The sequence below is a fragment of the Zobellia uliginosa genome, from assembly GCF_900156625.1.
In the GTDB taxonomy this organism is placed as follows: domain Bacteria; phylum Bacteroidota; class Bacteroidia; order Flavobacteriales; family Flavobacteriaceae; genus Zobellia; species Zobellia uliginosa.
The window spans coordinates 1,040,791-1,064,112 of record NZ_FTOB01000001.1; the positions used below are offsets into that span (position 1 = coordinate 1,040,791).

Annotated in this window: 21 protein-coding genes; 7 read left to right on the forward strand and 14 right to left on the reverse strand. The window is 45.3% G+C overall.

Going from position 1 to position 23,322, the window contains the following annotated elements:
- Window positions 1-34 precede the first annotated feature (34 nt).
- Together BW980_RS04355 and BW980_RS04360 are read right to left on the reverse strand one after the other, a co-directional pair.
- Window positions 35-853, reverse strand: coding sequence for an SDR family NAD(P)-dependent oxidoreductase (locus BW980_RS04355; RefSeq protein WP_076453674.1), 819 nt, complete (start codon window positions 851-853; stop codon window positions 35-37).
- Window positions 854-891: 38 nt separating this feature from the next.
- A complete protein-coding gene (locus tag BW980_RS04360) occupies window positions 892-1,710 on the reverse strand; it encodes an SDR family oxidoreductase (RefSeq protein ID WP_076453808.1) in 819 nt (272 codons plus the stop codon).
- Window positions 1,711-2,128: 418 nt separating this feature from the next.
- Between BW980_RS04360 and BW980_RS04365 the strand changes: the two genes are divergently transcribed.
- From BW980_RS04365 to BW980_RS04385, 5 genes are all read left to right on the forward strand, one after another.
- A complete protein-coding gene (locus BW980_RS04365; RefSeq protein WP_139327585.1) occupies window positions 2,129-2,575 on the forward strand; it encodes a hypothetical protein in 447 nt (148 codons plus the stop codon).
- A complete protein-coding gene (locus tag BW980_RS04370) occupies window positions 2,572-3,327 on the forward strand; it encodes an alpha/beta fold hydrolase (RefSeq protein WP_076453676.1) in 756 nt (251 codons plus the stop codon). Before BW980_RS04365 ends, BW980_RS04370 begins: the two co-directional genes overlap by 4 nt.
- A 113-nt stretch (window positions 3,328-3,440) precedes the next feature.
- Window positions 3,441-8,435, forward strand: coding sequence for a translocation/assembly module TamB domain-containing protein (locus BW980_RS04375; protein ID WP_076453677.1), 4,995 nt, complete (start codon window positions 3,441-3,443; stop codon window positions 8,433-8,435).
- A gap of 2 nt (window positions 8,436-8,437) precedes the next feature.
- Window positions 8,438-10,759, forward strand: a complete 2,322-nt coding sequence (gene tamL / locus BW980_RS04380; RefSeq protein WP_076453678.1) for a translocation and assembly module lipoprotein TamL — start codon at window positions 8,438-8,440, stop codon at window positions 10,757-10,759.
- Window positions 10,760-10,971: 212 nt separating this feature from the next.
- The gene (locus BW980_RS04385) at window positions 10,972-11,409 is read left to right on the forward strand and encodes a BLUF domain-containing protein (protein ID WP_076453679.1); all 438 of its coding nucleotides are present in this window, start codon (window positions 10,972-10,974) and stop codon (window positions 11,407-11,409) included.
- A 61-nt stretch (window positions 11,410-11,470) separates the two neighbouring features.
- Here the strand turns inward: BW980_RS04385 and BW980_RS04390 are convergent, their stop codons facing one another.
- Window positions 11,471-11,971, reverse strand: coding sequence for a Dps family protein (locus tag BW980_RS04390; RefSeq protein ID WP_013992461.1), 501 nt, complete (start codon window positions 11,969-11,971; stop codon window positions 11,471-11,473).
- A 216-nt stretch (window positions 11,972-12,187) separates the two neighbouring features.
- Here BW980_RS04390 and BW980_RS04395 point away from each other — a divergent pair, with 216 nt between their 5' ends.
- Window positions 12,188-12,679 carry a YciE/YciF ferroxidase family protein gene (locus BW980_RS04395; RefSeq protein WP_076453680.1) on the forward strand — a complete coding sequence of 164 codons (492 nt, stop codon included), beginning with the start codon at window positions 12,188-12,190 and terminating at the stop codon, window positions 12,677-12,679.
- Between the two features lie 259 nt (window positions 12,680-12,938).
- Here BW980_RS04395 and BW980_RS04400 read toward each other — a convergent pair whose 3' ends face one another.
- From BW980_RS04400 to BW980_RS04440, 10 genes are all read right to left on the reverse strand, one after another.
- Window positions 12,939-13,967, reverse strand: a complete 1,029-nt coding sequence (locus BW980_RS04400; protein ID WP_076453681.1) for a helix-turn-helix domain-containing protein — start codon at window positions 13,965-13,967, stop codon at window positions 12,939-12,941.
- A 44-nt stretch (window positions 13,968-14,011) separates the two neighbouring features.
- Window positions 14,012-14,155 (reverse strand): hypothetical protein, encoded by a 144-nt coding sequence (locus tag BW980_RS22495; RefSeq protein ID WP_175609844.1) that lies wholly within the window; start codon window positions 14,153-14,155, stop codon window positions 14,012-14,014.
- Between the two features lie 220 nt (window positions 14,156-14,375).
- A complete protein-coding gene (locus BW980_RS04405) occupies window positions 14,376-17,375 on the reverse strand; it encodes a PAS domain-containing protein (RefSeq protein WP_076453682.1) in 3,000 nt (999 codons plus the stop codon).
- Between the two features lie 5 nt (window positions 17,376-17,380).
- On the reverse strand, window positions 17,381-17,827 hold the full coding sequence (locus BW980_RS04410; protein ID WP_076453683.1) for a response regulator: 447 nt from the start codon (window positions 17,825-17,827) through the stop codon (window positions 17,381-17,383).
- A 9-nt stretch (window positions 17,828-17,836) separates the two neighbouring features.
- Window positions 17,837-18,400, reverse strand: a complete 564-nt coding sequence (locus BW980_RS04415) for a helix-turn-helix domain-containing protein (RefSeq protein ID WP_076453684.1) — start codon at window positions 18,398-18,400, stop codon at window positions 17,837-17,839.
- 272 nt (window positions 18,401-18,672) lie between these two features.
- On the reverse strand, window positions 18,673-18,864 hold the full coding sequence (locus BW980_RS04420) for a hypothetical protein (protein ID WP_076453685.1): 192 nt from the start codon (window positions 18,862-18,864) through the stop codon (window positions 18,673-18,675).
- 28 nt (window positions 18,865-18,892) lie between these two features.
- Entirely contained in the window at window positions 18,893-19,054 is a 162-nt protein-coding gene (locus BW980_RS04425; RefSeq protein WP_013992452.1) for a DUF1328 family protein, read from the reverse strand.
- Window positions 19,055-19,218: 164 nt separating this feature from the next.
- On the reverse strand, window positions 19,219-19,959 hold the full coding sequence (locus BW980_RS04430) for an SOS response-associated peptidase family protein (RefSeq protein WP_139327586.1): 741 nt from the start codon (window positions 19,957-19,959) through the stop codon (window positions 19,219-19,221).
- Window positions 19,960-20,036: 77 nt separating this feature from the next.
- Entirely contained in the window at window positions 20,037-20,486 is a 450-nt protein-coding gene (locus BW980_RS04435; protein WP_076453687.1) for a ferritin-like domain-containing protein, read from the reverse strand.
- Between the two features lie 198 nt (window positions 20,487-20,684).
- Entirely contained in the window at window positions 20,685-21,755 is a 1,071-nt protein-coding gene (locus BW980_RS04440; RefSeq protein ID WP_076453688.1) for a DNA topoisomerase IB, read from the reverse strand.
- Between the two features lie 228 nt (window positions 21,756-21,983).
- Between BW980_RS04440 and BW980_RS04450 the strand changes: the two genes are divergently transcribed.
- Window positions 21,984-22,169: a hypothetical protein gene (locus BW980_RS04450; protein WP_076453690.1), complete on the forward strand. Its 186-nt coding sequence runs from the start codon at window positions 21,984-21,986 to the stop codon at window positions 22,167-22,169.
- Between the two features lie 45 nt (window positions 22,170-22,214).
- Here the strand turns inward: BW980_RS04450 and BW980_RS04455 are convergent, their stop codons facing one another.
- The gene (locus BW980_RS04455; RefSeq protein WP_076453691.1) at window positions 22,215-23,315 is read right to left on the reverse strand and encodes an AI-2E family transporter; all 1,101 of its coding nucleotides are present in this window, start codon (window positions 23,313-23,315) and stop codon (window positions 22,215-22,217) included.
- Window positions 23,316-23,322: the final 7 nt, after the last annotated feature.

A 23,322-nucleotide genomic window follows, 5' to 3' on the forward strand; every position in this document is an offset into this window, starting at 1 on the left:
CTGTTTTTTAATTGTCGTACTGTTCTTTTCTTGATCATCCAAAGGCCGATTCCACGGCCCCGCCATCGATACGGACATTGGTCCCGTTCACATAACTGGCGTGTTCCGAACACAGAAAAGCCACAACGGCGGCAACCTCTTCGGGCTTGCCCCTTCGTTCCATGGCAATATGGGGTCGTTTGTTTTTTACGAACCATGCTACGGCTTCCTCTACCGAGATGTCCTTTTCCTTGGCCAAGGTTTCCATCATGGCATCGGTCATCGGGGTTTCTATATAGGCCGGGGAAATACAGTTGAAAAGAAGGTTTTCTTTGGAATAGGCCCTCGATAGGCATTTAGACAGGTTGATGATACCGGCTTTACATGCGTTGTACGGACTCTCTTCTTCGTAGGGCTGGAAGGCATTTTCGCTGGCCACCAGCACCATTCGGCCCCATTTCAGTTTTTGCATTTGGGGGATAAAGGCACGGGCTACGCGTACGGCACCCATAAGGTCGATTTCAATGGTCTTCATCCAGTCCTCATCGGTCAGTTCAAGAAAATCGCCTGCGGCACCACGGGCTCCGGCCGAATGGAAAATGATGTGCGCCCCACCAAATTCGGTCTCGATTTTCTTGGCAAGGTCCAGTACTTCTTGGTTCTTGGAAATATCAGCGGCAATACCCATTACCTTGGCGCCATTCCGGGCGTCTTTCTCTACTTGTTTGACCGCGTTCTTCAGTTCTTTGCCATTGGCCTTATCCGATAAGACGACATTCACGCCTTCCCTAGCTAAAAACTTGGCGGTTTCAATGCCTAGTCCTGAATCCCCTCCGGTTACGAGGGCCGTTTTTCCTTTTATATTTAAATCCATTGTCTTTTTTTTATGTTATCTCTAATAGGTTATCGGTCTTATCCGTTCGTGGTAAAGCCGGGGTAGCAGGTCATTCCGCCATCGACGAAAATAGTGGTGCCATTGATGTACTCCGATTCGTCGGAAGCCAACCAACTGGCCACGCTACCGATGTCTTCGGGGACGCCAATACGTTTATAGGGTATCAATTTTAGCATGTCTTTTTTCCCTTGTTCCGTGCTCCATACGTCTTTGTTGATATCGGTCTTTATGGCGCCGGGCGCAATACTGTTGCACCGTATTTTATGCGGGGCGTAGGCTTGGCATATGCTTTCCATCAACATAAGGAGTCCTCCTTTTGAAGCGGCATAATTGGCGTGGCCGGCCCAGGGAATCTCTTCGTGTACCGAACTCATATGGATGATTTTTCCCAAGGAACTCGATACCTCCTCGCGTAGGCCCCTTCTCAGGAATTCGTTAATGGCTTCCTTGGCACACAGAAACTGCCCGGTGAGGTTGACGTCCAAGACCTTTTTCCAGGCTTCCAAGGGCATTTCGTGTAAAGGATGGTCTATTTGCAGTCCGGCATTGGCCACACATACATCCACCGTACCGAAATGGGAAATCGTTTGCTTGAACAATGCTTTTACGTCTTCCTCCTTACTCACGTCGCATTTCAAGACGATGGCCTCGCCACAGCTTTGGTGGGTATTGATCCAATGGGCCACCTCCTCCGCGGCTTCCTTTGAACTGCGGTAATTGACTACAATATTGGCACCTTCGGTCCCTAAGGCCTTGGCTACGGCGGCACCTATGCCACCACTTGAACCGGTGATAATACAGGTTTGTTGCTCGAGTCTTTTATTGGGTTTCTGCATGTTGTTGTGATTAGGGTGTAAAATTATGGGGAAGAAATGGGGTGGAATGGTGCAATACCTCAAATTGATGACGCTATGCGTAAGCCTAAGCCCGTGAAAATCAAAGGAAGGCGGGGCTATGGTTTTTACGTTACAAGTTTTAGCAATCCAGCCTATCCGACCTTTTTCTGCGGCCGTTCTTTGTAGGATATAGTTTGTAAGGGGCCTGAAGCCGATGCTTACCTCCATTAAATCCTCGTAACGGAGCTATTATATGGGTAAAAGAAGTGTCAATAAGGAAAGTGGGTGAAAACCGACCCTAAAAAATCGTATCTTAAGTAAGAATCTCGAAAGGTCTTCGTGAAGACGGAAACTTTAGGCCGTGACGGTCTATGTTAGAGGGGCCTTCATCACACCTTCCAATAAAATGAAGCGGATTATGGAACTACATTATAGTATATATCGCAAGGTTAAAATTTACTTCAACAAGGTATGCGGCACCTTGCCCTATCTCGAAGACCTAAAGCAGCGTTCGTCCCTTCCCGAAGGGAAAGCCTTGATCGGGGCACGTATCGGTGAGTTTCGTTTGGTGCAGGCCCAATTGGTGGCCTTTTTTATAAACCCGGGCATTACCATTCCCTATGTTCCGGCTTCACGCTGTTTGGCGCTCAAAATGTGGTATACCGACCCAGCCTTGCTTTCCCCGTCAAGCCTAGCTGTCCTATTGCGCCATCTGACCAAAGCCGATATCATGATCTTGCAGGAAGCGGGATATATCGCTTCGGAACCCTTGATGCCCTTAAAACTTGGCAAGTTGTTCATGGATCATAGGGAAAGGTTGGCACATATTTCAGATCATCAGGAACAGGTAGGCCCATCGCGATGAAGACCTATACAGGTTTGAAATACGAAAAAATTGGAAAGGGCAAAAAGGCCATCGTCTTTGTGCATTATTTTGGGGGCGATGCCGGAAGCTGGCATTGGCTGGCAAAGCGCTTGCGCAAACGGTACACCTGTATCTTGCTGAATCTGCCCGGTTTTGGAGGGACGAAACCCCTGGCGGAACCCTCCATTTACGGTATGGCCCAGTACATCAATCTGTGTCTCGACGAGTTGAAACTAAAGGACTACATCCTCTGCGGACATTCCATGGGCGCTAAACTGGTTCTCTATGCCGCACAGCTCAAAAAAGGGAATCTGGCCGATAAGTTATTGCTTATCGCTCCTTCACCACCTACCGTAGAAGATATGGCCGACGATGAACGCCAACGCATGCTAAAGCATCCCGATAGGGAAGAGGCGGCAAAGACCGTACGGGGCGCCACCAAAAAGAAAATGGGCAAAAAAAGAAGCTTGTATGCGGTCAATTCCCAATTGCGTATCGATGGGGCCACATGGCAATGGTGGTTGAAGGGGGGAATGAAAAACAATATTGCCGAACGCATTAAGGGGCTCGATATACCCACAACGGTCATCTTTTCGAAAGACGACCCCGTAATCGCTACTGAGGCCATCTATAACGAGGTCCTTCCCCATTTGTGCCAACCGTCTACCGTAACCTTGAGCAGGGTGGGGCATCTGATCCCAATGGAAATGCCGCGAAAATTGGCCCGCATCATTAAAAAGTGGGACCGATAGTCCGCCTCTTATAAGGCTAACGTAGGTATAAGGTCAAGACGAATAGCAATTAAGTCAATTTATGATGGTGAAAAGCATACAAGTCATGGGCTTATTACTGATCTTTGTGCCTTATGCAAGAGGAGAAAAGGAAATATAGGTGGCTAAGGCGCTTCGGACGGGTGTCTCTAGTGCTGGTCTTGCTATTTCTCGCTTTGGTGCTTTTTATTCGAAGCCAATGGGGGCAAGACCTTATTGTCGGTAAACTGACGGACTATGTTTCCCAAAAGACCCAGACCAAGGTGGGCATAGACCGCTTGTTCCTTACCTTTTCAGGGAATCTTTTTTTAGAGGGGCTCTATTTGGAAGATACCAAGGGAGATACCTTGGTCTATTCAAAAAACTTGGAGGTCAATCTGGCCCTTAGGCCTTTGGTCTTCGGGAATGAACTGAATTTAAAATCTGCCACTTGGGAAGGTCTCCGGGCAAATATCCATAGGGCGGAAACCATGGAGGATTTCAATTTTACTTTTTTGGTCGATGCCTTTGCGGCTGCCGATACCACTACGGTGTCTACCGATACGGAAGCCATGCAAATACGTATTGGGAAGCTGCATTTTACGGATTTTAAAGTGGACTATAAGGATGCTTATTTGGGAATGGACAGCCGTATCCGACTGGGTGAATTGCTATGGGATGCCGATGCAACCGATCTGGAAAAACTGAGATTCGAGCTCGATGGGTTTCAGCTATCGGACACTGAAATCTTCTATAGGCAAACAAAAGCCTTTTCTTCAGAAGATACGACCCAGACGACCTTGCCTTATCTGGCCGTAGACCATCTTCAATTAAAGAACGTAAAGGCCGACTATGGTTCGGTTCCCGATTCCACTTTTGCCCATTTAAATTTTTCCGATTTTGAACTTGAATTGCCCAAAGCCGATTTGGCAACAAATACGATTGAGGTGGATCGAATGGCCCTAAAGGGTTCGTCAATGGCTTTGCATCTTCCGTCAGACCTTGCCACGGTGGATTCGACCGAAACAGATGTTCCCGATACTGCCTTTGAGTGGCCCAAGTTTTCGGTACGTGCCGATGGGGTCGATTTTGAAAACAACACAATTGTATATACCAGGGGAAGGGCCAGGTCCCAAAAGGGCGATTTCAATCCGAACGCGATTTCCCTGTCGGAATTTAAACTACGGGCGGAGGCGATACGCTATCAACCTAGAATGGTGCAAATGGATTTAAAGGCCTTGTCCTTTGTTGAAAAAAGTGGGATCGTACTGCGAAACCTAGCCTTTGGTGCCGAGATGGATGATACTTCCGCAGCCTTGACGGGCTTGCAACTACGCCTTAACGAGAGTGCTTTGGCTGGGGAAATGACAATGGGTTATCCCTCTGTGGAAAAGCTGATGGATACCCCGGATCAAACCGAGGTAGATATGGCACTTGAGGAGGTATACCTCGATTTAAACGATGTGTTCACCCTTCGGCCCCAACTAGCGGATAACACCTATTTAAAGTCCGCAGCACAACATCCCGTTCAAGGCGGAATTACGGCAGAAGGTACCTTGGAAGAAATCGATATAAAAAATATGCGGTTGAATTGGGGTGAAACCAGCCAATTCATTGCCCAAGGAAGCCTTAACAATATAACCCGTCCGGATGCTTTGTATTTTAATTTCGATACGATTCGACTGAATACGGTCAAAGCGGACATCGCCCGATTTGTTTCTGAAAAGGAGTTGGGAATATCCCTTCCCCAGACCTTGGCTATCGATGCGGAAGCAAGGGGAGAAATAAATGACCTAAGGGCCGAGGCAACGCTGGCCATTCCGGAAGGGACCATTGCGGCAAAGGGCAGCTACCAAGACGGTGCGGAGATGCGGTTTAAGGGAGCCCTAAAAGTAGACGGCCTTCAACTCGACAAGCTATTGAACAATCCGCAATTGGGTGGGGTTTTCTTTACCATGGATGTTTCGGGAGGTGGCGATGTCAATAATCTCGACGCCAAACTCAAAGCCGATTTCAGTCAGCTTCAACTAAACGATTACGATTTTTCGGCCTTAAAACTCGAAGGGGATATACAGAACGGTAAAGGGGCCATAGACCTTTCTTTTAAGGATGATAACTTACACCTTATGGCCCAGACCAAGGTCGTACTCGATTCCGTAAGTTCGGAGCTCGATGTAGACCTGAACGTGATAGGGGCCGACCTCTACGCTTTGGGGGCCACACGTGAGAATATAAAGGCAGGCTTCGAATTAAAGGCCCTTTTTACGGGCAATGCCGATGCCTATACCATCGATGGGGGAATTGAGAACGGAGTGGCCGTCTATGACGATGAGCAGTATCAATTGGGGGGCGTCAAACTGAGTTCTTCGGTAGATCCGGCCCATACGGGACTAAGCCTTGATAGCGATTTTTTGATGGCCCGTTTAGAGTCGAACGCCTCCCCGCAAGGTTTGGGTAAAGCCTTGCAGCAACAGTTTGAAAACTATTTCAAGGATAGCCTTACCGAAAATTCGGAAACGGATTCGGTAAAGGTGAAAATGAACCTAAAATTGTCGCCCACCCCCATTTTGACCGAAGTGTTTTTAAGGGGGGTAGAACGATTGGATTCCCTTTTGGTCGAAGCCGACTTTGATGCAAGGACGAAAAAGATGAATGCGGATGTATATGTGCCTTCCCTGGCCTACCAAGGGAGTTCCATCGATAGTTTGGGCGTCCAATTAAGGGGTACGGCCACCGACCTGAATTTTAGTGCGGGCTTTGGCGGCTTGGTATTTGAGCCTATACAAATGGAAGGCACCTATATTACGGGCAATCTAAAAAATAAGGAGCTTCTCCTGGATTTTGTGGCCCTTGACGGTAAGGAGGAAATGGCCCATATTTCCTCGGTCATGACCCTTTCCAAGGACACTACCCTAATTCGCATCGATCCGTCGAACCTGCTCTTGAACAAGAAAAAATGGTCCCTTCCCCAAGACAACCAAATTGCCGTAGGTGAAAAGTTATTGCGTTTTAGGAAGCTGAATTTTACCCGGAACGAGCAAGAACTGACCATTAGTAATAGAATGGAAGGCGTTGAAAAGGAACATATCGGAATCGGCTTCGACAATTTTAAGCTACAGACCTTTTTGAGTTTGCTGAATCCCGACGAGACCTTGGCTTCCGGCCTGGTCAAGGGCGATTTGGTAATCGAGAATCCCTTTGGGGCCACGGGCCTTGTGGCCGATTTTAAGATCAATTCCCTAGAGGCGCTCGAAAATCCCTTGGGTAATTTAGGCCTTAAGGCCAATTCCACCGGGGTCTCGGCCTATGACTTTAATCTGGCCTTGAAAGATGGGGGTGTCGATTTCGACTTGGTGGGCGATTATGCCGCAGCGGAAAAAGGGGCCTTGTTGAATTTAGACCTCGATTTAAACCGTATCGAACTAACAAAACTTCAGGTGTTTACCAAAGGCGCCATTAAGGATGCGCACGGGGCCGTTTCAGGACGGATTAATGTATCGGGTACTACGGCTTCCCCTGAATATAAAGGGGTGCTCGATTTCAACGAGGTCGATTTTAACGTAGCTTCGCTCAATGCCGTTTTTAAGATATCCGAAGAACAGCTCAAATTAGATACCGAAGGCGTATATTTCGATGGTTTTCAGGTGATGGATGCTGATGGAAGTGCGTTTACCGTGCAAGGTGGTATCGGTACCCAAAGCCTACTGAACCCCAGCTTTGACCTGAAGTTGAAGGCCGAAAAATTTCGGGTGTTGAACGCTACCGAAAAAGATAATGAGCTTTTTTATGGGGAAGCGAGTTTAGATGCCGATATCGCCGTTCAGGGCGATTTGGAATTACCGAAAATCACGGGGAAACTACGGATCAGAAAGGTTACCGATATCACCTATGTGGTACCTGAGTCGCAGTTGGACGTAGAGGAAAGGGACGGGGTGGTACTTTTTGTAAACCGTGAAAATCCCGATGCCATATTGACCCGTAACGACCAAGAGGAAGTGCCTTCCTTTTTTCAAGGTATGGATGTAAGGACCGTATTGGAGATTGCCGAGGATGCCGATTTTCACGTTATTATAGACGAGCGTACCGGGGACAATCTAGAAGTTTCGGGCGAGGCGGCCCTGAACCTGAATATAGAGCCCAACGGAAGAATGAACCTAACGGGGCGGTATGAGCTTAAATCGGGCCATTACGAGACCAATCTTTACAATTTGGTGAATCGCCGCTTCGAGATCAATCCTGGAAGCACCATTACCTGGCAAGGGGATCCCGCCAATGCCAAGTTAGATGTAACGGCCGTTTATAAAGTGGAAACTTCGGCCTCACCATTGATGGCCTCGGTTACCTCAAGTGAAGATTTGGGCGTGTCGAGCCAATACCAGCAAGTGCTGCCCTTTTTGGTGTATTTGAACGTCGATGGGGAACTTTTACAGCCTGAGCTATCGTTCGGGCTCGATATGCCCGAAGACGAACAGGGTTCCTTGGGGGGTGCCGTTTACGGAAGGGTACAGCAACTCAACGGTCAGGAAGCGGAACTGAACAAGCAGGTATTTTCCTTATTGGCACTCAATCGCTTCTATCCCGATTCGGGAAGTGACGGAAGCTTGGGGGGTACGGCCGCCATCGCCAGGGATAACGTAAACAAGGTGCTCTCGGGCGAACTCAATGCTTTTTCCGATAAGGTTTTCGGCAGCACCGGCCTTGAGGTCGATTTTGACCTTGACAGCTTTACCGATTATCAGGGCGATACCCCCCAAGACCGCACCCAACTCAATATCAACGCAAAGAAAAAATTGTTCGATGACCGTTTGGTGGTTACCGCAGGTAGTGCCGTAGACGTGGAGGGCAGTGCCCAGTCGGGACAGGAGCAGACCCCCATTATAGGTAACGTAAGCTTGGAGTATTTGCTTACTCAAGACGGACGGTACCGCCTTAAGGGCTTTCGAAAAAGTGAATATGAAAATATTGTGGACGGTCAGTTGATCGTTACCGGAATGGCCGTAATTTTTAATCGGGAATTCAACAAGTTCAGTCAGTTGTTCAACCCCTTAAAAAAGGAAGCAGGCACGGACAAGAAGAAAAACAAGACCGAAGAACCCCAGGAGAATCAATAGATATGAAGTGGAGAACGACCTTTATTTCGCACTTTTTTTTACTACTCTTTCTATCGGGCCTGACCGCCTGTAGCGTGCGCAAGTACATACCTGGGAATGAAACCCTGTACAAGGGAGCCGAGGTCGACGTGGTTACGGATGAGGGCAAGGATGCTCGGAAGGCCGTAACGCAAGAGTTACACACCTTGCTTAGGCCCGAGCCGAACTCTACGCTTTTGGGGATGCGTCTGGGCCTGTATTACCATTATAAGTCACAGCGCAAAAAACCGGGGTTTTTAAACAAATGGCTCAATAAAAAATTCGGGGAAGAGCCCGTCTACCTCAGTGATGTGGATCCCCAACGCATAAGGGAACTTATGCGCAATAGGCTCGATAATAGAGGGTTTTTCTATAGTAAGGTGTCGTCGGCCATTGACAGTACCCGAGACTATGCCTCTGTGGCCTACTCGGCCGAATTGTCGAAACCTTATACCTTAGAGCAGTGGAAAATTGACAAAGATTCCCTGGGGATTTATGGGGAATTGGAGAAGGCCATGGCCGATACACGGCTAAAGGCGGGCGAACGTTTCGACCTTGAATTGTTGAAGTACGAACGGGAACGCATAGATGGGGTTCTCAAAGGCCGGGGATATTATAATTTTAATCCTGATTTTTTGATTTTTGAGGCCGACACCAACCGTTATGACCAGAGAAAATTCGACCTGTTCCTGCGCTTAAAGAAGGGAACGCCACAAAAATCGGTGATTCCGTATACGATAGATTCCATTGCGGTCTATCCTAATTATTCGATTGAAAACGACAGTCTGCCCAAACCATGGGCAATGACCGAGGAGAACGGTATCTATTTTGTTCAGGAGGAAGAGTTCTTTAAACCCAAGCGCTTGGAGCCCTACATCCTTTTTGAAAAAGGGCAGGAGTATAACGCTGAAACGGCCAGGTTAACCAGTAACCGACTTTCCGATTTGGGAAGTTACAAGTTCGTAAACATACGCTTTAACGAAAACGATACGGTTTCCGCAGACGGAAAGGGCTCGCTTACGGCCGATATTTTTCTGTCGCCCTTGACCAAACGTTCGGTCAGGGCAGAGTTGCAAGCGGTGACCAAATCCAATGGCTTTGCAGGGCCGGGTATAGCCTTGACCTATAACAATAGGAACGTTTTTAACGGAGGGGAAACTTTTAGCCTAACGGGTGATTTTTCGTATGAAACCCAGTTATCGGGATCCCAGAATTCTGGTTTAAGCAGTATTGCGGGCGGGTTAAAGGCGAATTTGCTATTGCCCAGGCTGCTGCCTTTTTCCCCCAGTCGTTTTAACTATGCGGTACCTAAGACCAAAATCAGTTTGGGGGGCGATTTCCTTAAGCGGAGCCAGCTCTATACCTTGACCTCGTTTAACGGTTCTTTTGGTTACACTTGGAAGGCCAACCGCTTTGTGTTCCACGAGTTGAACCCTATTAATATAACCTATGTCAACCTTTCGAATACCACGGCCGAGTTCGATGCGATCTTGGAGAAAAACCCGTTTTTGAGTAGCAGTTTTGAACAACAGTTCATCGCCGGTCTCAACTATACTTTTAGCTATAACGAATTGGTCGACGAGAATAAAGACCATCCTATTTATTTGTCCACCAGCTTAGATGTGGCCGGCAATACCCTGAGCCTTTTGAACGGAGGGAAGAGTACGGCTTTCGGTTTGGAATACGCACAGTATGCCAAGGCCGATATTGATTTTCGGTACTACCTCAAATGGGGCAAAGAGAGCGCCTTGGTAAGTCGCGTTTATGCCGGATGGGGTATTCCATACGGTAACTCTTCGACCCTGCCTTTTGTAAAACAGTTTTTCTCGGGCGGGCCCTACAGCGTTCGCGCTTTTCAGATCCGCTCCTTGGGTCCCGGAACCTTTAGTAGTGATGAAGAAGGGAACAGTTCGTTTTTTGATCAGTCGGGTAACCTGCGTTTAGAGGCCAATCTCGAATACCGCTTTCCGATATGGTCGTATTTAAAGGGGGCTTTTTTTGTTGATGCGGGCAATGTCTGGTTGACCAATGAGGTGGAGGTAGACGAAGACGAATCGGCTGAAAGTATAGCCTTTAACCAGCGGCTCGCCACCGAAGGCAAGTTCGGTTCCGATTGGATGAAGGAGCTGGGTGTCGGTTTGGGCTTTGGACTCCGGGTAGATATACAGAGCTTTGTCATCCGCTTCGATTTTGCTTCGCCCTTACAGGTGCCCTATTGGCCCGAGGGGGAACGTTTGCGTACGCCGTTCATCGACGGGGGAAGCAATAATCTTATATTTAATTTCGCCATAGGGTATCCGTTTTAAGCGTTCTTGCCCAAAGGGTAATCCGTGGTAGTACTGTTTTTTACGGGTTTTAGGTTCGTATTTGGTAATTTGTAATTACTTTTGCTATCTTCATACATGCTGTTTGGACGTTTTCATCTAGAAGTGAAAACGAGGGCAAGGAGCATTAGAATTTGCTTTGTACCGTGGGCTAGGGTCATGGGCAAAATAATCATCCCCATTCTATTTTAGAAATGTATACACTTACTTACGAATCAAAAGCGGTCAAAGACCTTTCAAATATCGACATCGAAGCCATCTTGGAGACGGCCCGAAACTTTAATAAGGCCAATGGATTGACAGGTTGCCTCATTTTCTACAAGCGAAAGTTTATTCAAATTTTAGAAGGGGAAAAGAAAAAAGTACACGCGCTTTTTGAAAATATCAAACAAGATCCTCGGCATAGCGGTGTTTATTTGTTGTCGGAAGGCGAAACGGAAGAACGGAATTTCCCCAACTGGGGTATGGTCTACTATCCTATAGACGACAACGAGCTCAACAAAAACGAGTACGAACAGTTCAAGAGAAATTTATTGTTATTGGCCGATTTAACGGTGCATTCCAATAAGACCGCCATATTGTTTTGGAAACGGATGAAGGTCTTGATCACCATGCCCCCGGATAATATGTAAAATAAGGCTAAGACAAAAAAAACGGCGATACTATCGCCGTTTTTTTTTGTACTGATCCGTTTTAATCGAACTGTTTTAAGGAGGCCCTTAGCATCCATGCCATTTGTTCATGGGCCTGGAGGATTCCTGTAATGAAATCGGCGGTACCTTCGTCATTGTGGGCCTCGGCATTATCGCCAATACTTTCCCTGATGAATTTGATGACCTTGTCGTGGTCTTTTAGCAATACGGTCATAAAGCTGGCGCTGTCGGTTTGGTCGGGCTTGTTCTCATCTAAATTTGACAACTCTAAAAATTCTTTTAATGTGCCCGGGGAATAAAACCCTAGCATGCGGATACGCTCGGCTACCTCGTCTATAAAGGTTTCCAGTTTTCCGTACTCCTCTTCGAAGAATACGTGCTTGGTATGAAAATCTATGCCCTCAACGTTCCAGTGGGCATTACGGGTCTTGGTATAAAGTAAAAATTCATCGGCCAATAACTGGCGTAGCATTTTTACCACGGCCTCACGGTTTGATTTTTTTATGCCTATTTCGGCTTTTTGTGCTTCTTTAACTTCCATGGTATTGTTTTTGGATTCATAGGCAATTTAAGATAGAATAGGGGCTTTGGTTGACCGGAAAAAATTATTGTTTACCCCTAAAGATATTCGCTCTTCGAGGACTCGTCCATATTTGTATTACAGCACTTTTTTCTTCTATCAGGTCAATTTCCTATGGGGCCCTGGCTTATTTTTAATCCTGCAAATAAGTAGTATTAATTAGAAAAGCGAAGGCATATGAAGACGTTGAACGACTTATTCGAGCATAAACTTAAAGATTTGTACAGTGCTGAAATCCAATTGTTGGCGGCACTTCCCGATATAGTGGAGCACGCTAATGACAAGCGGTTGAAGCAGGCTTTTGAAAACCATTTGGAGGAAACCAAGGAGCAAAAGAGCAGAATTGAAACCATCTGCCGCGAATTGAATATTACGCCAAGTGGTGAAACGTGCCAGGCCATGAAAGGACTGATCAAGGAGGCGAAACAGTTTATTGGGCAGGCCGAGAACGATGAGCTTATGGACGTTGGCTTGATTGCGGAGATCCAAAGGGTACAGCACTATGAGATTTCCGGCTACGGTACCGTGGTGCGCTTTGCCAAGGAATTGGGCTACCGACAAATAGCAAAGACCTTGCAAGAAACCTTGAACGAAGAGTACGACGCCGATAATGTCTTAGAGAAATTGGCCGAAACCCGACTCAACAAAAAGGCCATAAACGACGCTTAGTCGATTTCATGGCGATTTCCATTTTATTCCTGTGAATCTATTTTAAAAAGCCGTACGGTAGGGAGTCCCCAAGAGGGTATCACCTTGTTGTAGGGCTTCCTTTCGTTTGACTATTCTCATAGCACAACTCCACTTTCTATAAGGAAGCATATTCTTAAGTTACCCATTGTGTAAAGTAAATCTGGGATGCTTATGCATAAAAAAACCGGCACATCATGTGCCGGTTCTTATCAACAACCAAACTATATAAGCAAATTTATTATGCCGATACGGCCATCATGTTCTGCTTGTCTTTATACTGTTTTGGGCTACAGTTATATTTGTTTCTGAAAATTTTGGAGAAGTAGCTACGACTGGTAAAACCAATGCTATAGACCACTTCTGAGATGTTGAGGTCGGTGTTTTTGATCAACTCTTCGGCTTTTTTGATCCGTACCTCGCGGATGTAATCGGTCACCGTGGTGCCGTGCATGAGTTTAAAGCCTTCTTGCAACTTACAAGGTGAGAGTCCTGATTTACGGCAAAGCTCGGCAATAGACAATTGTCTCTCGGGATAGTTGTGTACAAAACTTGAAATTTCCCTTACCGATTCCATTTCCCTGGTGTTCAGGCTTCCGGTCCGGTTCTCTTGGTTCTTAAGGTCGTCCGTGTGTTGTTGAACCTCTAGGGCCAAGATCATATGTACCAATCCCTCTATGAGAAGGCTGCGCACGATACCCTGTTGCTTGATGGCCTTCAATTGTTTGATCTGATCGGCAATCTTTAGGTTGTACGAACCGATGTAGATGGTGTTCTCTGCGGTCTTTCCCTTTAAGATACGTTCTTGAAGCCTATAGTTCAATCCGTTTCGTTTTTCCGTCTGTTCGGCCCCAACGGTCTTTACAACGATCAATGAGGTGTTGACCCTTACATCTTTTCTAAAGTATAAGGTATTTACGGCATGACTCTCATTGGTCAATATTCCGGTTTGGAAATTCTCCAAGGTATGTCTTTCGCTTTCGTTGTTAAAACTGTGTTCTATACGCCCTTCGGAGCAGTAGGCAAAACATATGGGAGCGTTCTTGTCCGTGCCGGTCCTTAGGGTTACGTCTTCCGAAAATTCCATATCGAATTCTAGATAGGAAATTCCTCCTTTAAAGGTAATTCCCCTAATGTGTCCACGTCCTAGCTCATTGTCAAGGGTTAAGATATGTTCTTTTACGTTTACCGAAAGCGACCCCCCAAAGTTGTGGTGAAGTTGTTCGAACATATTTTTAATAGCTGCAGATGATAAGGTGATAGTTGTCATAGTGTTCTGTTTTAAGGTTGTTAATTTCTTTTGGTTGAAATTGATTATCCTTGGGGGTGTTGTTCCGTTCGGGATGCCCCCATATTGAAATGGTCGGATGTTGTTCCATTAGCGGAGAATTCATGAATCGATCGTACGCGGCCTACTTTGGCCAGTTGTTCAGATACTTTTTCCATCAAATTTTTCATAAGGACCAGTTCAATTGTTTAACTGTTGCAAATATCGGATGAGAGGGAGCCTAGCCTCTTACACAATTACTGCATTGTGTTATACAATTGTGGGTTTTGGTCAAAAACCGCGTTAAAATGATCTAAAGTAGGGGGTAGGAAGTATCGCCGTTACTCGGTTTTAGGTCGAGTAAGGGGCGATGTCGGCCGGCGAGGAAAACAAAAAATGGAAGCTTAGGGGTTAGGCCGGAAGGTAAAAAACAAAGGCGGAGCCTTTACCTAGTTCACTAGTGGCATAGATAAAGCCATGGTGATTTTCAATAATCTTTTTACAAATAGCGAGTCCGATTCCCGTACCCGAATATTCCGATTTTTGATGCAGCCTTTGAAAGACCTCAAATATTTTTTCGGAGTGCTCGGTAGAGAAGCCAATGCCATTGTCGATTATGGTTATCTTATAATAGGTATTGGCAATCTTAAAAAAGTTCTCGGGAATCTGTTTGGAATGGATCTTTTCGGCCTGAATGGTAATGTTGGGGGTAACCTCGGTCGCCCTATACTTCAGGGCATTTGATATGAGGTTATTGAACAGTTGTTCCAATTGGTAGGATACCCCCTTAATGGCGGGGAGCTCTTCACTTTTGATCAATGCCCCTGAATCGGCAATATTCGAGGAAAGGTCTTCTTTTACTTTGGCCAGTACCTCGTTAAGGTCAATGATGTCGAAATCTTCGTGTTTTGAATCGATACGCGAGTAGGTGAGCAGGTTCAGTACGAGCGATTGCATACGCGAGGCGGCATTGACCACTTTTTGAAAGTAGATGCGTCCCTTTTCAGATAAGTTTTCGGCCTCGGTACTTTCTAGGCGAGATATGAACATCTGGGTCTTTCGCAAGGGCTCCTGAAGGTCGTGGCTGGCCACCCGGTTGAACGATTCCAGTTCCGCATTGGAATGTTGTAGTTGGAGGTTGCTCGCCCGTAATTTTTCCTCGGCGGCGATGTTTTGGGTTATATCTTGGGCCACCCCTAGCATGACCGAGGTATGGTTTTTCTCGATCAATTGTCCGTTGACCTCAAAATGTTTTACTTCTCCCTCGGTAGTGATAATACGGTAGCGGTGTTCCTTGACCTTTAGTTCATTTGTTGAATTTTTGATGTTTTCGTCGAACATCTTTACATCTTCGGGATGGATAAACTTACGAAAAGCCTTTAAAGACGATTTAAAACCTTTGGGCTCAAAACCTATCATGCGATAAAAGTTATCGGAGATTTCAATTTCATCGGTACCTACGTGCCATACAAAACTTCCGATTTTTGCAATGCGCTCGGCATCGGTAAGAATGGAGTTCTGAATGGAAAGTTCTTGGTTGAGCGCTGCCACCCGATCTGTTTTCTCTTTTTTTTCCGTTACATCGAGAACGACCCCGACCGAGACTTTTCTTCCGTTTCGGACCATACTACGTCCGTTCAGTTCAATGTGTTTTACATCGCCCTGCTTGGTGATGATACGGTAGCCATTTACCTGCGATTGTCCGTGTTCGGAGGTTTCCTTGCCCAATCGGTCGTACATCTCGCGATCATCGGGATGGACAAACTTACGGTAGCTCTCGTAAGTAACTTTAAAAGTATTCGGCTCATAGCCCAGTATGCGATAGAAGTTGTCTGATATGATAGCTTCTCCGTTATCGAGGTACCAGATATAACTACCGATGTTGGCAACGTTTTCCGCGTCGACAAAAATGGAATTCTGGGTCTCTAATTGGGTGTTTAGGTGCAGTAGTTCGTCGGTCTTTTCTTTTTCTTCGGTAATCTCCCGGGTCGTAAGGGTGATGCCATCGCCGAGTTTAATGGCCCGGGCACTGAACCATTTGGTCTTTCCGTCTACCTCATAGGGTACTTCGTAGGAAGTCGGTTGGCCCGAGTTGACCACCCCTTTTAGATATCCGAAGATTTCCGTTTCAAATATGGTAGGGAAGACACTAGAGATATTCTTGTTGATGATATCTTGGGGCTGGTCGCCCGTAATCGGCGTAATCTTATCGTTGATGAATAAGATTTTAAAATCGATAATGGCCCCAGAGCTGTCCCTTACCGACTCAAAGTTCATGACCACATGGGATATGCTCTTAAAGATATTGTTGAGAAAGGCCCGGTGATCTAACAATTTTAGGTTTTGTTCTTCCAGTTGCTGGTTGAGCAATAACTGTTCTTCCTTGGCTTTTTCTTCGGCGGTTGAATTGCGTGCCGTTACCATAATACCATCGGCCAATGGGGTAATGATCGATTTAAACCATAGTCGTTGGTCGGGACCCGAAATTTGACGGTCAAGGGTAATCTTGGTTTTTTCGGTGTAGGAAGTCACCAATTTTTCGAATTCGCCGTTCAACATGAGAAAGGGAAAAACCTTTGAGATGGGCTCGCCTATGATTTTATCGGGGTCGAGTCCTAGGTAGTCGCGGTTACACTCGTTGGCAAAACTGATCTTAAAGTCAATAATTTTTTTCTGGGTATCGAATAGGGGCTCGTAATAGTTGACAATGTTATCGGTGGTGGCCAAAACGCTACGCAGAAAACCTTCTGACCTGCGAATGCGCAATTTGTTCCGGTAAATTTTAAAGAAGGCCAAGACGAAGACCAACAAAGCAAAGAAGGCCAATAAGAGCGATGTTAGCGGGGCCAGGTATTTATTGGTGTTGTATTCGCTCCGGGCATTCTTTATAGACAAACGTTCCTCGGCCAGCATTTGGTTCTTGATGTTCCGAATGCGGTAAAGGGTAAAGTTGATATTGTTCTTTTGCAATTTCTCGGCATCCTCCAAACTCAGGGTGTCGGAATTTGCCGAGGGCTCTTTCGATAGGTTATAAAGGTCTTCGTATAGCGTATCTAAAAGCGATTGCATCGGGGCCAACCTAATCTGTTGGGATGAATCATTGGCGGTCAATTTTTTTAGGGTGTCGAGGATCTTGGTGCCGTCTTCCTTATAGCTATTGAAAAGGGCATCATTTGTATCTACGGTTTTCAACTGTTTTCTAAACTCCTCTGACTCGGCTTGGGTATAATGGGCGCTGAGCTCACTAATGGCATTGTTCACCTGAAGGGTATGGGCCACCTTTTCCGCAAGATCTTGCATACGCATAATCTGATAATAGGCCATGTTCGCCGTAAATAAAATGATGGCGAAGGAGATAATCAGTAATACAATGTAAGTCTTTGAAGATTGATATATTCGTTTGAAATCCATAAAGTCTATATGCGGAACAGAAAAGTATCTTTGTTTAGGTTAGACGTATGGTACTGCCAATTAAGCTGCAATATACGTTCGACCGAATCTTGCAATTTAACAAAGTTGTTGGGCTTATTCAGATAAATATTTGCCCCATTTAAAAAGGTTTCCTCGATATCTTTCTCTGAGGAAGAGGTTGAATATATGGCAATGCAGAGGTCCCGCAAGGCCGGATTGCTTCTGATTTCCTTAAGGCATTGCATACCGTTTTTGATAGGCATGTTGAGGTCAAGGAAGATAAGGTTGGGCAATGCGATGTTCGGCGTATTCAAATGCTCCATCAATTCTTGTCCGTGCTTGAAGCAGGTCAATTGGGTCTTGATAGTGATTTCCTCAATGGCTTCACTGAAAAGCATTCTATCATCTTCATCATCATCGGCAAGTGCAATGTTTAACAGTTTGTTGCTCATGAGTAAATTTTAGGTTTGGGAATGGGTCGTATAATTCGTTTTTTTTGCCATGATCCTCTGGAACGTACTAGGGGTAAGGCCGGTTGTTTTTTTAAATTGTCCCGATAAATGGGCCACACTGCTATAATTCAATTGAAAGGCAATTTCCGTAAGGGTCAAGTCCGTATTACAGATGAGTTCTTTGGCAAGATCTACTTTGCGCAAAATAATATAGTTTTCAATGGAAGTATAGGTGCTCTCCGAAAAAATGGAGGAGAGATGGGCATAGGAATAATTCAAGGTGTCGGCCAAATACGAGGATACTTTGACAGATTTTAGCTTTTCGTCCTTTAAGAGTTCGTCAATGGCATTTTTGATCCGTTCCACCAAGGTGATCTTTTGGTCGTCTAAGATTTCAATTCCATATCGCTTTAGCGAACTGGCCAGCGCTTGTCTTTGTTCTTCCGGTAGCTTCCCTTTAATATGGACTTCCCCCAGACTGCCCAAGGTATATGAAATACCAAAAGCATCAAGATGTTCCTTTAAAAGTGTCTTGCATGCCAGGTTAAAATCATATTTCACAAAGAGAGTCATAGGATAACGGTCAATGAATTTTATGAATAGGAAAGATATGTACTTTATTTTAAAAATTAAGCTATTTAATTTTCGAGGGGAAGGAAAAGTGGAAATTCAAGATTTTTTTTGATCGCCGATATATTGATGTGCTTCTTTTCCGCGGGCTTGTCGCCTATGATGGTATAGGTGTCGGTTCAAACGATTCCCGGAAATACTATTCGGGCAAGACCCAAAAAAGCGGGAGCCTCCCCAAGGGAGAGCTCCCGCTTTAACAACCAACCAAACTTATTCTAATTGTCGTCTACAGCATCTTCGATACCGTCTTCAACATCTTCTGCGCCTTCTTCAATGGCATCTCCTGTATCGTCGATGGCATCTTCTATCTTATCACCGGTGTCTTTGTGCTCTTCCCTGCAACTTGTCAGGGTAGTGAAAGATGTGGTCATTACAATCATTAGCATGATATATAGTGTACGTTTCATATGTTTCGATTTTATAGATTAATATAGGTTATACGGTCTTCTTTCCAGTGAACAAAGAGATCACGAAAAGGATGAGAAAAATAAAGAACAAGACTTTGGCGATGCTTGCAGCTCCAGCTGCGATTCCTCCAAATCCGAATATTGCGGCAATGATTGCCAGTATTACAAAAGTGACTGTCCAGCGTAACATAATATGTAGTATTAGATTAGTAATTCTTGGTGTCGTACTTATCCGACTTCTATGATACAAAGATGGGGGATACGGGCCGTTCGGGTTGACACTATAAATTATGATTTTGCCTTAAAACAACAAGGGTGTGGGGTGTACTGGGTTCTAAAACAAGGGGGTAGGACTTAGTTCCCGTCTAGGTCAATATTGTTCTGGTACAATAGCTCGCTCAGGGAAGTCGGCAGAAAATCTTCTTCTTTTAAGTAGGGGAGGTCGCCATATGCATCGGAATGCATATCGTAAACCAAATCTTCGGCAACCGCTTCGGCGGTCAATGTAAGGGTAGCCGATATATCTACTTCGTTTACCGATATCTTATCCTCCAGCCATTCCCTTTGTTGGTGATCCGGTATCAAAACCGGCATTTGATCATCGATGTTATGCACTTCGGAAAATGAGCCATAGGCCTTTCGGGTGATGAGGGCACTGGTAACAAATCCGTCTTCGAGTTCGTTGCAAATACCGGCAAGACAAAAGGGTCTGCCCGATTCTTGGGACATATGGAAAAAGAGAGCTTCGCCTTCATGTACGAAAGTGGTGAAAAAACCGGTTACGATCAAAAGGCATCTTTCCGTTTCTTCGGTCTGGGCGTACCACGGTTTGGAATATAAGGATGCCCAAGGTACCGAAAGGGTATTTACGTGTTTCTGAAATGCGGCCCAATCACCTTGGAACTTCTTGGGCAATAGGCCCCAAATAGAGGTGATAATGGTATTTTTCGGTCTTGAGGTAATTATGGGAACGGTACTCTCCTCGAGTCCGTTTACAATGGGTCGGGGCCTATAGATATCGGGAAATCGAAATCGGGCCCCGTAGGTCTCCTCAATCAGGTCCCGGTCTGCCCTGATGGATAATTTGTTATACATATCTAACTTATCAATGGTTCGTAAAATGTAAAAAAGGGATACAAATGCATCCCTTTTTATTTTGGTCTTTACCACGCTTACAGCGCGTCTTCCACTATTTTGATATTATTTAGATCGGTACTGATCTTGTTCATCTGCTGGGTGAGTAGCGTAGTGGTCGAGGAAGGCAGGGAAACTTCCTTCAATACTTCCCTATACTCGTCAATGGCCGCCTTTTCACCGGTAATGGCTTCCTCTAGCATGGCTTCGTCATTGTCTGCGCTGAACCAAGCTTTTACGTCCATCCAACTTCGGTGCATGGCACCAGTGGTGCTTCCGCCCTTTTCAAAATCTTGTCCGTAACGTACAATTTCTGTTTTTAAATCGTGACCGAAGCTATAACGCTCATCGGCCTTGCGCTTAAAAAAGGTTTTCAAATCCGTGCTCTTGGCATGTTCGGCCGCTTTTTTGAAGCCTTTTTCCGCATCGTACGTTTTCTCTAATATGTTATTCAATTTAGTCTGTACTTCTTCGCTATATGTACTCATAATCGTATCTGTTTAAATGAACGGCAACTTGTTTATGGGGGATGTGTGCCGCATGACATCTTGTTAACTGATAGTAAAATTAGGAAGATGTTCTCGCGGACCTTTACCTGAAAAAATCAATTCTTGATGCAATCCGTAAATGCGGTGTTCAAAGGGTGTCTATTTGTATTTTATTGTGAAATAAAGTATAAATTCGTGTCAAAATTGGGGGGTGTACTGGTCAAAGAGTTCAAGTATGACCATTTCGGAAGTGGAAAAATGTTCAGATTTAGAATTGCTTTTATGGGTTTTGTCGAAGCATTTTTTTATGGATCCGTCTTCATAGGAAGAAGGCAGAACCGGATGCACGTAATATTTGCGACATACATTTCTAGTATTGCCGAGTGCCGCGGCAGCGGCGTCAAAACCAATGACTAGGTTTTTTTGGATTTCCTTTTGCGATTCGGAAAGGCCCAAATCTAAAAGGGTGTCGAAAAAAACGACCGAAGCGGCCCAAGTTCTAAAATCTTTGGCGGTAAAAAATTCTCCACTCACCTCGTGCAGATATTCATTTACCATAGTACTGTCTGCCGATTGCTTCTTGCCCGCTTCATCGTAATACTGAAAAAGTTCCCAACCCGGTATGTCTTCGCAACGACTGATGAGGTGCATCAATTTTTTGTTGCGTACCGTAACCGAGTGCTTCTTTCCTTTCTTTCCCACGAACTCGAACTTGATATTGTTTTTAAAAACTTCAACATGTTTTTTGCGCATGGTAGAAAGTCCGTACGATTTGTTGCGTTTGGCATACTGCTCGTTGCCGATACGTATATGGGTTTCATCCATCAACTTTATGATCAGGGCCACCACTTTGGCCTTTGACCATTCTTTTAACGAGAGGTCTTTTTCTACCTGGGCCCTAATGATCGGCAACTTTTTTCCGAACAGGGCCATTTTATAAAACTTGGTCTGTTTTCTGATCTTTACCCAAGTCGGGTGGTAGCGGTATTGCTTCCTTCGTTTCAGGTCTTTCCCTACGGCTTGAAGGTGGCCATTGGATAGGTGGGTAATCTGTACGTCCTCCCAAGCAGGAGGTAAAACAAGGCTTGTAATGCGTTCCAGTTCCTTGGGGTCGGTAAGGGGCTTTTGATTGTATATATAGGTAAACCCCTTTCTTTTTCGAAGCCGGGAAATCGACAGCTTGTCGTGATTTACATAAACCAGGTCAAGGTTTTCTATGGCTAATTCGGGGGCTTTTAATAGTTGGCGTAATAATTTCGCTTTGGTCATCGGTCTGTGGGTGAAAAGGATTGTCGATACGGTTCAGGTTAAAGATATCCCTAATCGTATATGGGCTTTGGGCTCAATCGATAATTAGTTTGACCGCTTTGGTAAAAGCACTTTTTAAAGCAAAAAATCGCTGTATATTGAAACAAAGCGACGGCTGGAGCCTGTGTGATCAAGGGCTTTGGCATCGTTTGGAGAAACCATTGACAAATCGAAAAAAAGAAAATAAGCATGGAAAATAGAGTAGAGGATAAAAAAGTAGGGAAGGAAGAAACCGAATTGGCCAAGGAGGCCCATGACCCTAAGGAATCGTACATTTTTCAAAAGAACGGAATTACTATAAAAGGGTTCTTCATCATTGTCGCCATTTTGGTGCTTTTGGTCGTGGCCCTTGTGGCATCGGGAGTAGCCTTTTAAATTTAAGTACGACCTTAAAACGTTTGGAGTAAATGGATGGAATAGTTACAGCCCTTTGGTTAGGGCCGTAACTATTTTGTTTTTAGAGACGAATTGTTTGAGAACTACCTTTATCACCGTATACCCGGGTACGGCCAGCATCATGCCTACAATACCGAAGAGCAGGCCGGCACAGAGTATTACCAAGAAAATTTCAAGGGGATGCGACTTTACGCTATTACTGAAGATAATGGGCTGGGAGAAAAAATTATCGATGAGCTGGCCGATCGTTACCCCAAGAAGGACATATCCCACCTTGGGAAGTATAATGGTGCTAAAATCTAAACCGGGATTGCCGGTAACGGTAAACATCACCATAATCGTAGCGCCTATTACAGGGCCCAAATACGGAATAACGTTAAACAAGGCACACATAAAAGCTATAAGTACGGCATTTTCCAAGCCTACCAAGATCAGGGTAATGGCATACAGGGAAAACAAGATGAACAGTTGGATCAAAAGTCCGACAAAGTATCGCGACAGCAGGTTTTTGATCTTCGTTAGGGAATTGAGGGTCTTTTCCCTATGGGCGTCCGGCACCGATAGTAAGATGGACTTTTGGATCATATTACTGTCCCTAAGGAAGAAAAAGGAAATGTAGAGTACGGAAAACATTCCGATTCCAATATTGTCCAACACCTGTAAAATCGACTTGATAAATGAGGGCACCAAATCTTTCCCAAGGTCATTGACCGAATTTTTATCCAAGGCAGCGTCTTCTACCAAGTCTTCAACCACTTTTTTGGTCGTACCAAAATACTCGGAAACCATAAGGTAGAGTTTGTCGAATTCGGCTTGAATGATCCCGAAATCGAATAGGTACAGGTTTTTGCCCTGTTCGGTAAGTAAGGGTACGAGCAAGGTGGTGATTCCCCCGAAAAGCGCGGTCAAGATGAGCATGGTAAGAATAACGGCCATGGTATTCGGTATTCTCAAGCGGGTTTTTAGGAAGGTTACAACAGGTCTTCCTATCAAGGCCATTACGGCCGAAATAACCAAGTAGGCTACTATCGACTGTAGTTCGTATATCAGGAATAAGAGAAGTAGAACGCCGCATACCGCGGCGATCGCTTTTAGAATTCCTTGGGCTATTTCGTTCGATTTCATGAATTCA

Excerpts from the sequence above, each read along its gene's own strand:
- BW980_RS04355 (WP_076453674.1), bottom strand. The coding sequence starts at position 853 with ATGGATTTAAATATAAAAGGAAAAACGGCCCTCGTAACCGGAGGGGAT.
- BW980_RS04360 (WP_076453808.1), bottom strand. The coding sequence starts at position 1,710 with ATGCAGAAACCCAATAAAAGACTCGAGCAACAAACCTGTATTATCACC.
- BW980_RS04365 (WP_139327585.1), top strand. The coding sequence starts at position 2,129 with ATGGAACTACATTATAGTATATATCGCAAGGTTAAAATTTACTTCAAC.
- BW980_RS04370 (WP_076453676.1), top strand. The coding sequence starts at position 2,572 with ATGAAGACCTATACAGGTTTGAAATACGAAAAAATTGGAAAGGGCAAA.
- BW980_RS04375 (WP_076453677.1), top strand. The coding sequence starts at position 3,441 with ATGCAAGAGGAGAAAAGGAAATATAGGTGGCTAAGGCGCTTCGGACGG.
- tamL (WP_076453678.1), top strand. The coding sequence starts at position 8,438 with ATGAAGTGGAGAACGACCTTTATTTCGCACTTTTTTTTACTACTCTTT.
- BW980_RS04385 (WP_076453679.1), top strand. The coding sequence starts at position 10,972 with ATGTATACACTTACTTACGAATCAAAAGCGGTCAAAGACCTTTCAAAT.
- BW980_RS04390 (WP_013992461.1), bottom strand. The coding sequence starts at position 11,971 with ATGGAAGTTAAAGAAGCACAAAAAGCCGAAATAGGCATAAAAAAATCA.
- BW980_RS04395 (WP_076453680.1), top strand. The coding sequence starts at position 12,188 with ATGAAGACGTTGAACGACTTATTCGAGCATAAACTTAAAGATTTGTAC.
- BW980_RS04400 (WP_076453681.1), bottom strand. The coding sequence starts at position 13,967 with ATGACAACTATCACCTTATCATCTGCAGCTATTAAAAATATGTTCGAA.
- BW980_RS22495 (WP_175609844.1), bottom strand. The coding sequence starts at position 14,155 with ATGAAAAATTTGATGGAAAAAGTATCTGAACAACTGGCCAAAGTAGGC.
- BW980_RS04405 (WP_076453682.1), bottom strand. The coding sequence starts at position 17,375 with ATGGATTTCAAACGAATATATCAATCTTCAAAGACTTACATTGTATTA.
- BW980_RS04410 (WP_076453683.1), bottom strand. The coding sequence starts at position 17,827 with ATGAGCAACAAACTGTTAAACATTGCACTTGCCGATGATGATGAAGAT.
- BW980_RS04415 (WP_076453684.1), bottom strand. The coding sequence starts at position 18,400 with ATGACTCTCTTTGTGAAATATGATTTTAACCTGGCATGCAAGACACTT.
- BW980_RS04420 (WP_076453685.1), bottom strand. The coding sequence starts at position 18,864 with ATGAAACGTACACTATATATCATGCTAATGATTGTAATGACCACATCT.
- BW980_RS04425 (WP_013992452.1), bottom strand. The coding sequence starts at position 19,054 with ATGTTACGCTGGACAGTCACTTTTGTAATACTGGCAATCATTGCCGCA.
- BW980_RS04430 (WP_139327586.1), bottom strand. The coding sequence starts at position 19,959 with ATGTATAACAAATTATCCATCAGGGCAGACCGGGACCTGATTGAGGAG.
- BW980_RS04435 (WP_076453687.1), bottom strand. The coding sequence starts at position 20,486 with ATGAGTACATATAGCGAAGAAGTACAGACTAAATTGAATAACATATTA.
- BW980_RS04440 (WP_076453688.1), bottom strand. The coding sequence starts at position 21,755 with ATGACCAAAGCGAAATTATTACGCCAACTATTAAAAGCCCCCGAATTA.
- BW980_RS04450 (WP_076453690.1), top strand. The coding sequence starts at position 21,984 with ATGGAAAATAGAGTAGAGGATAAAAAAGTAGGGAAGGAAGAAACCGAA.
- BW980_RS04455 (WP_076453691.1), bottom strand. The coding sequence starts at position 23,315 with ATGAAATCGAACGAAATAGCCCAAGGAATTCTAAAAGCGATCGCCGCG.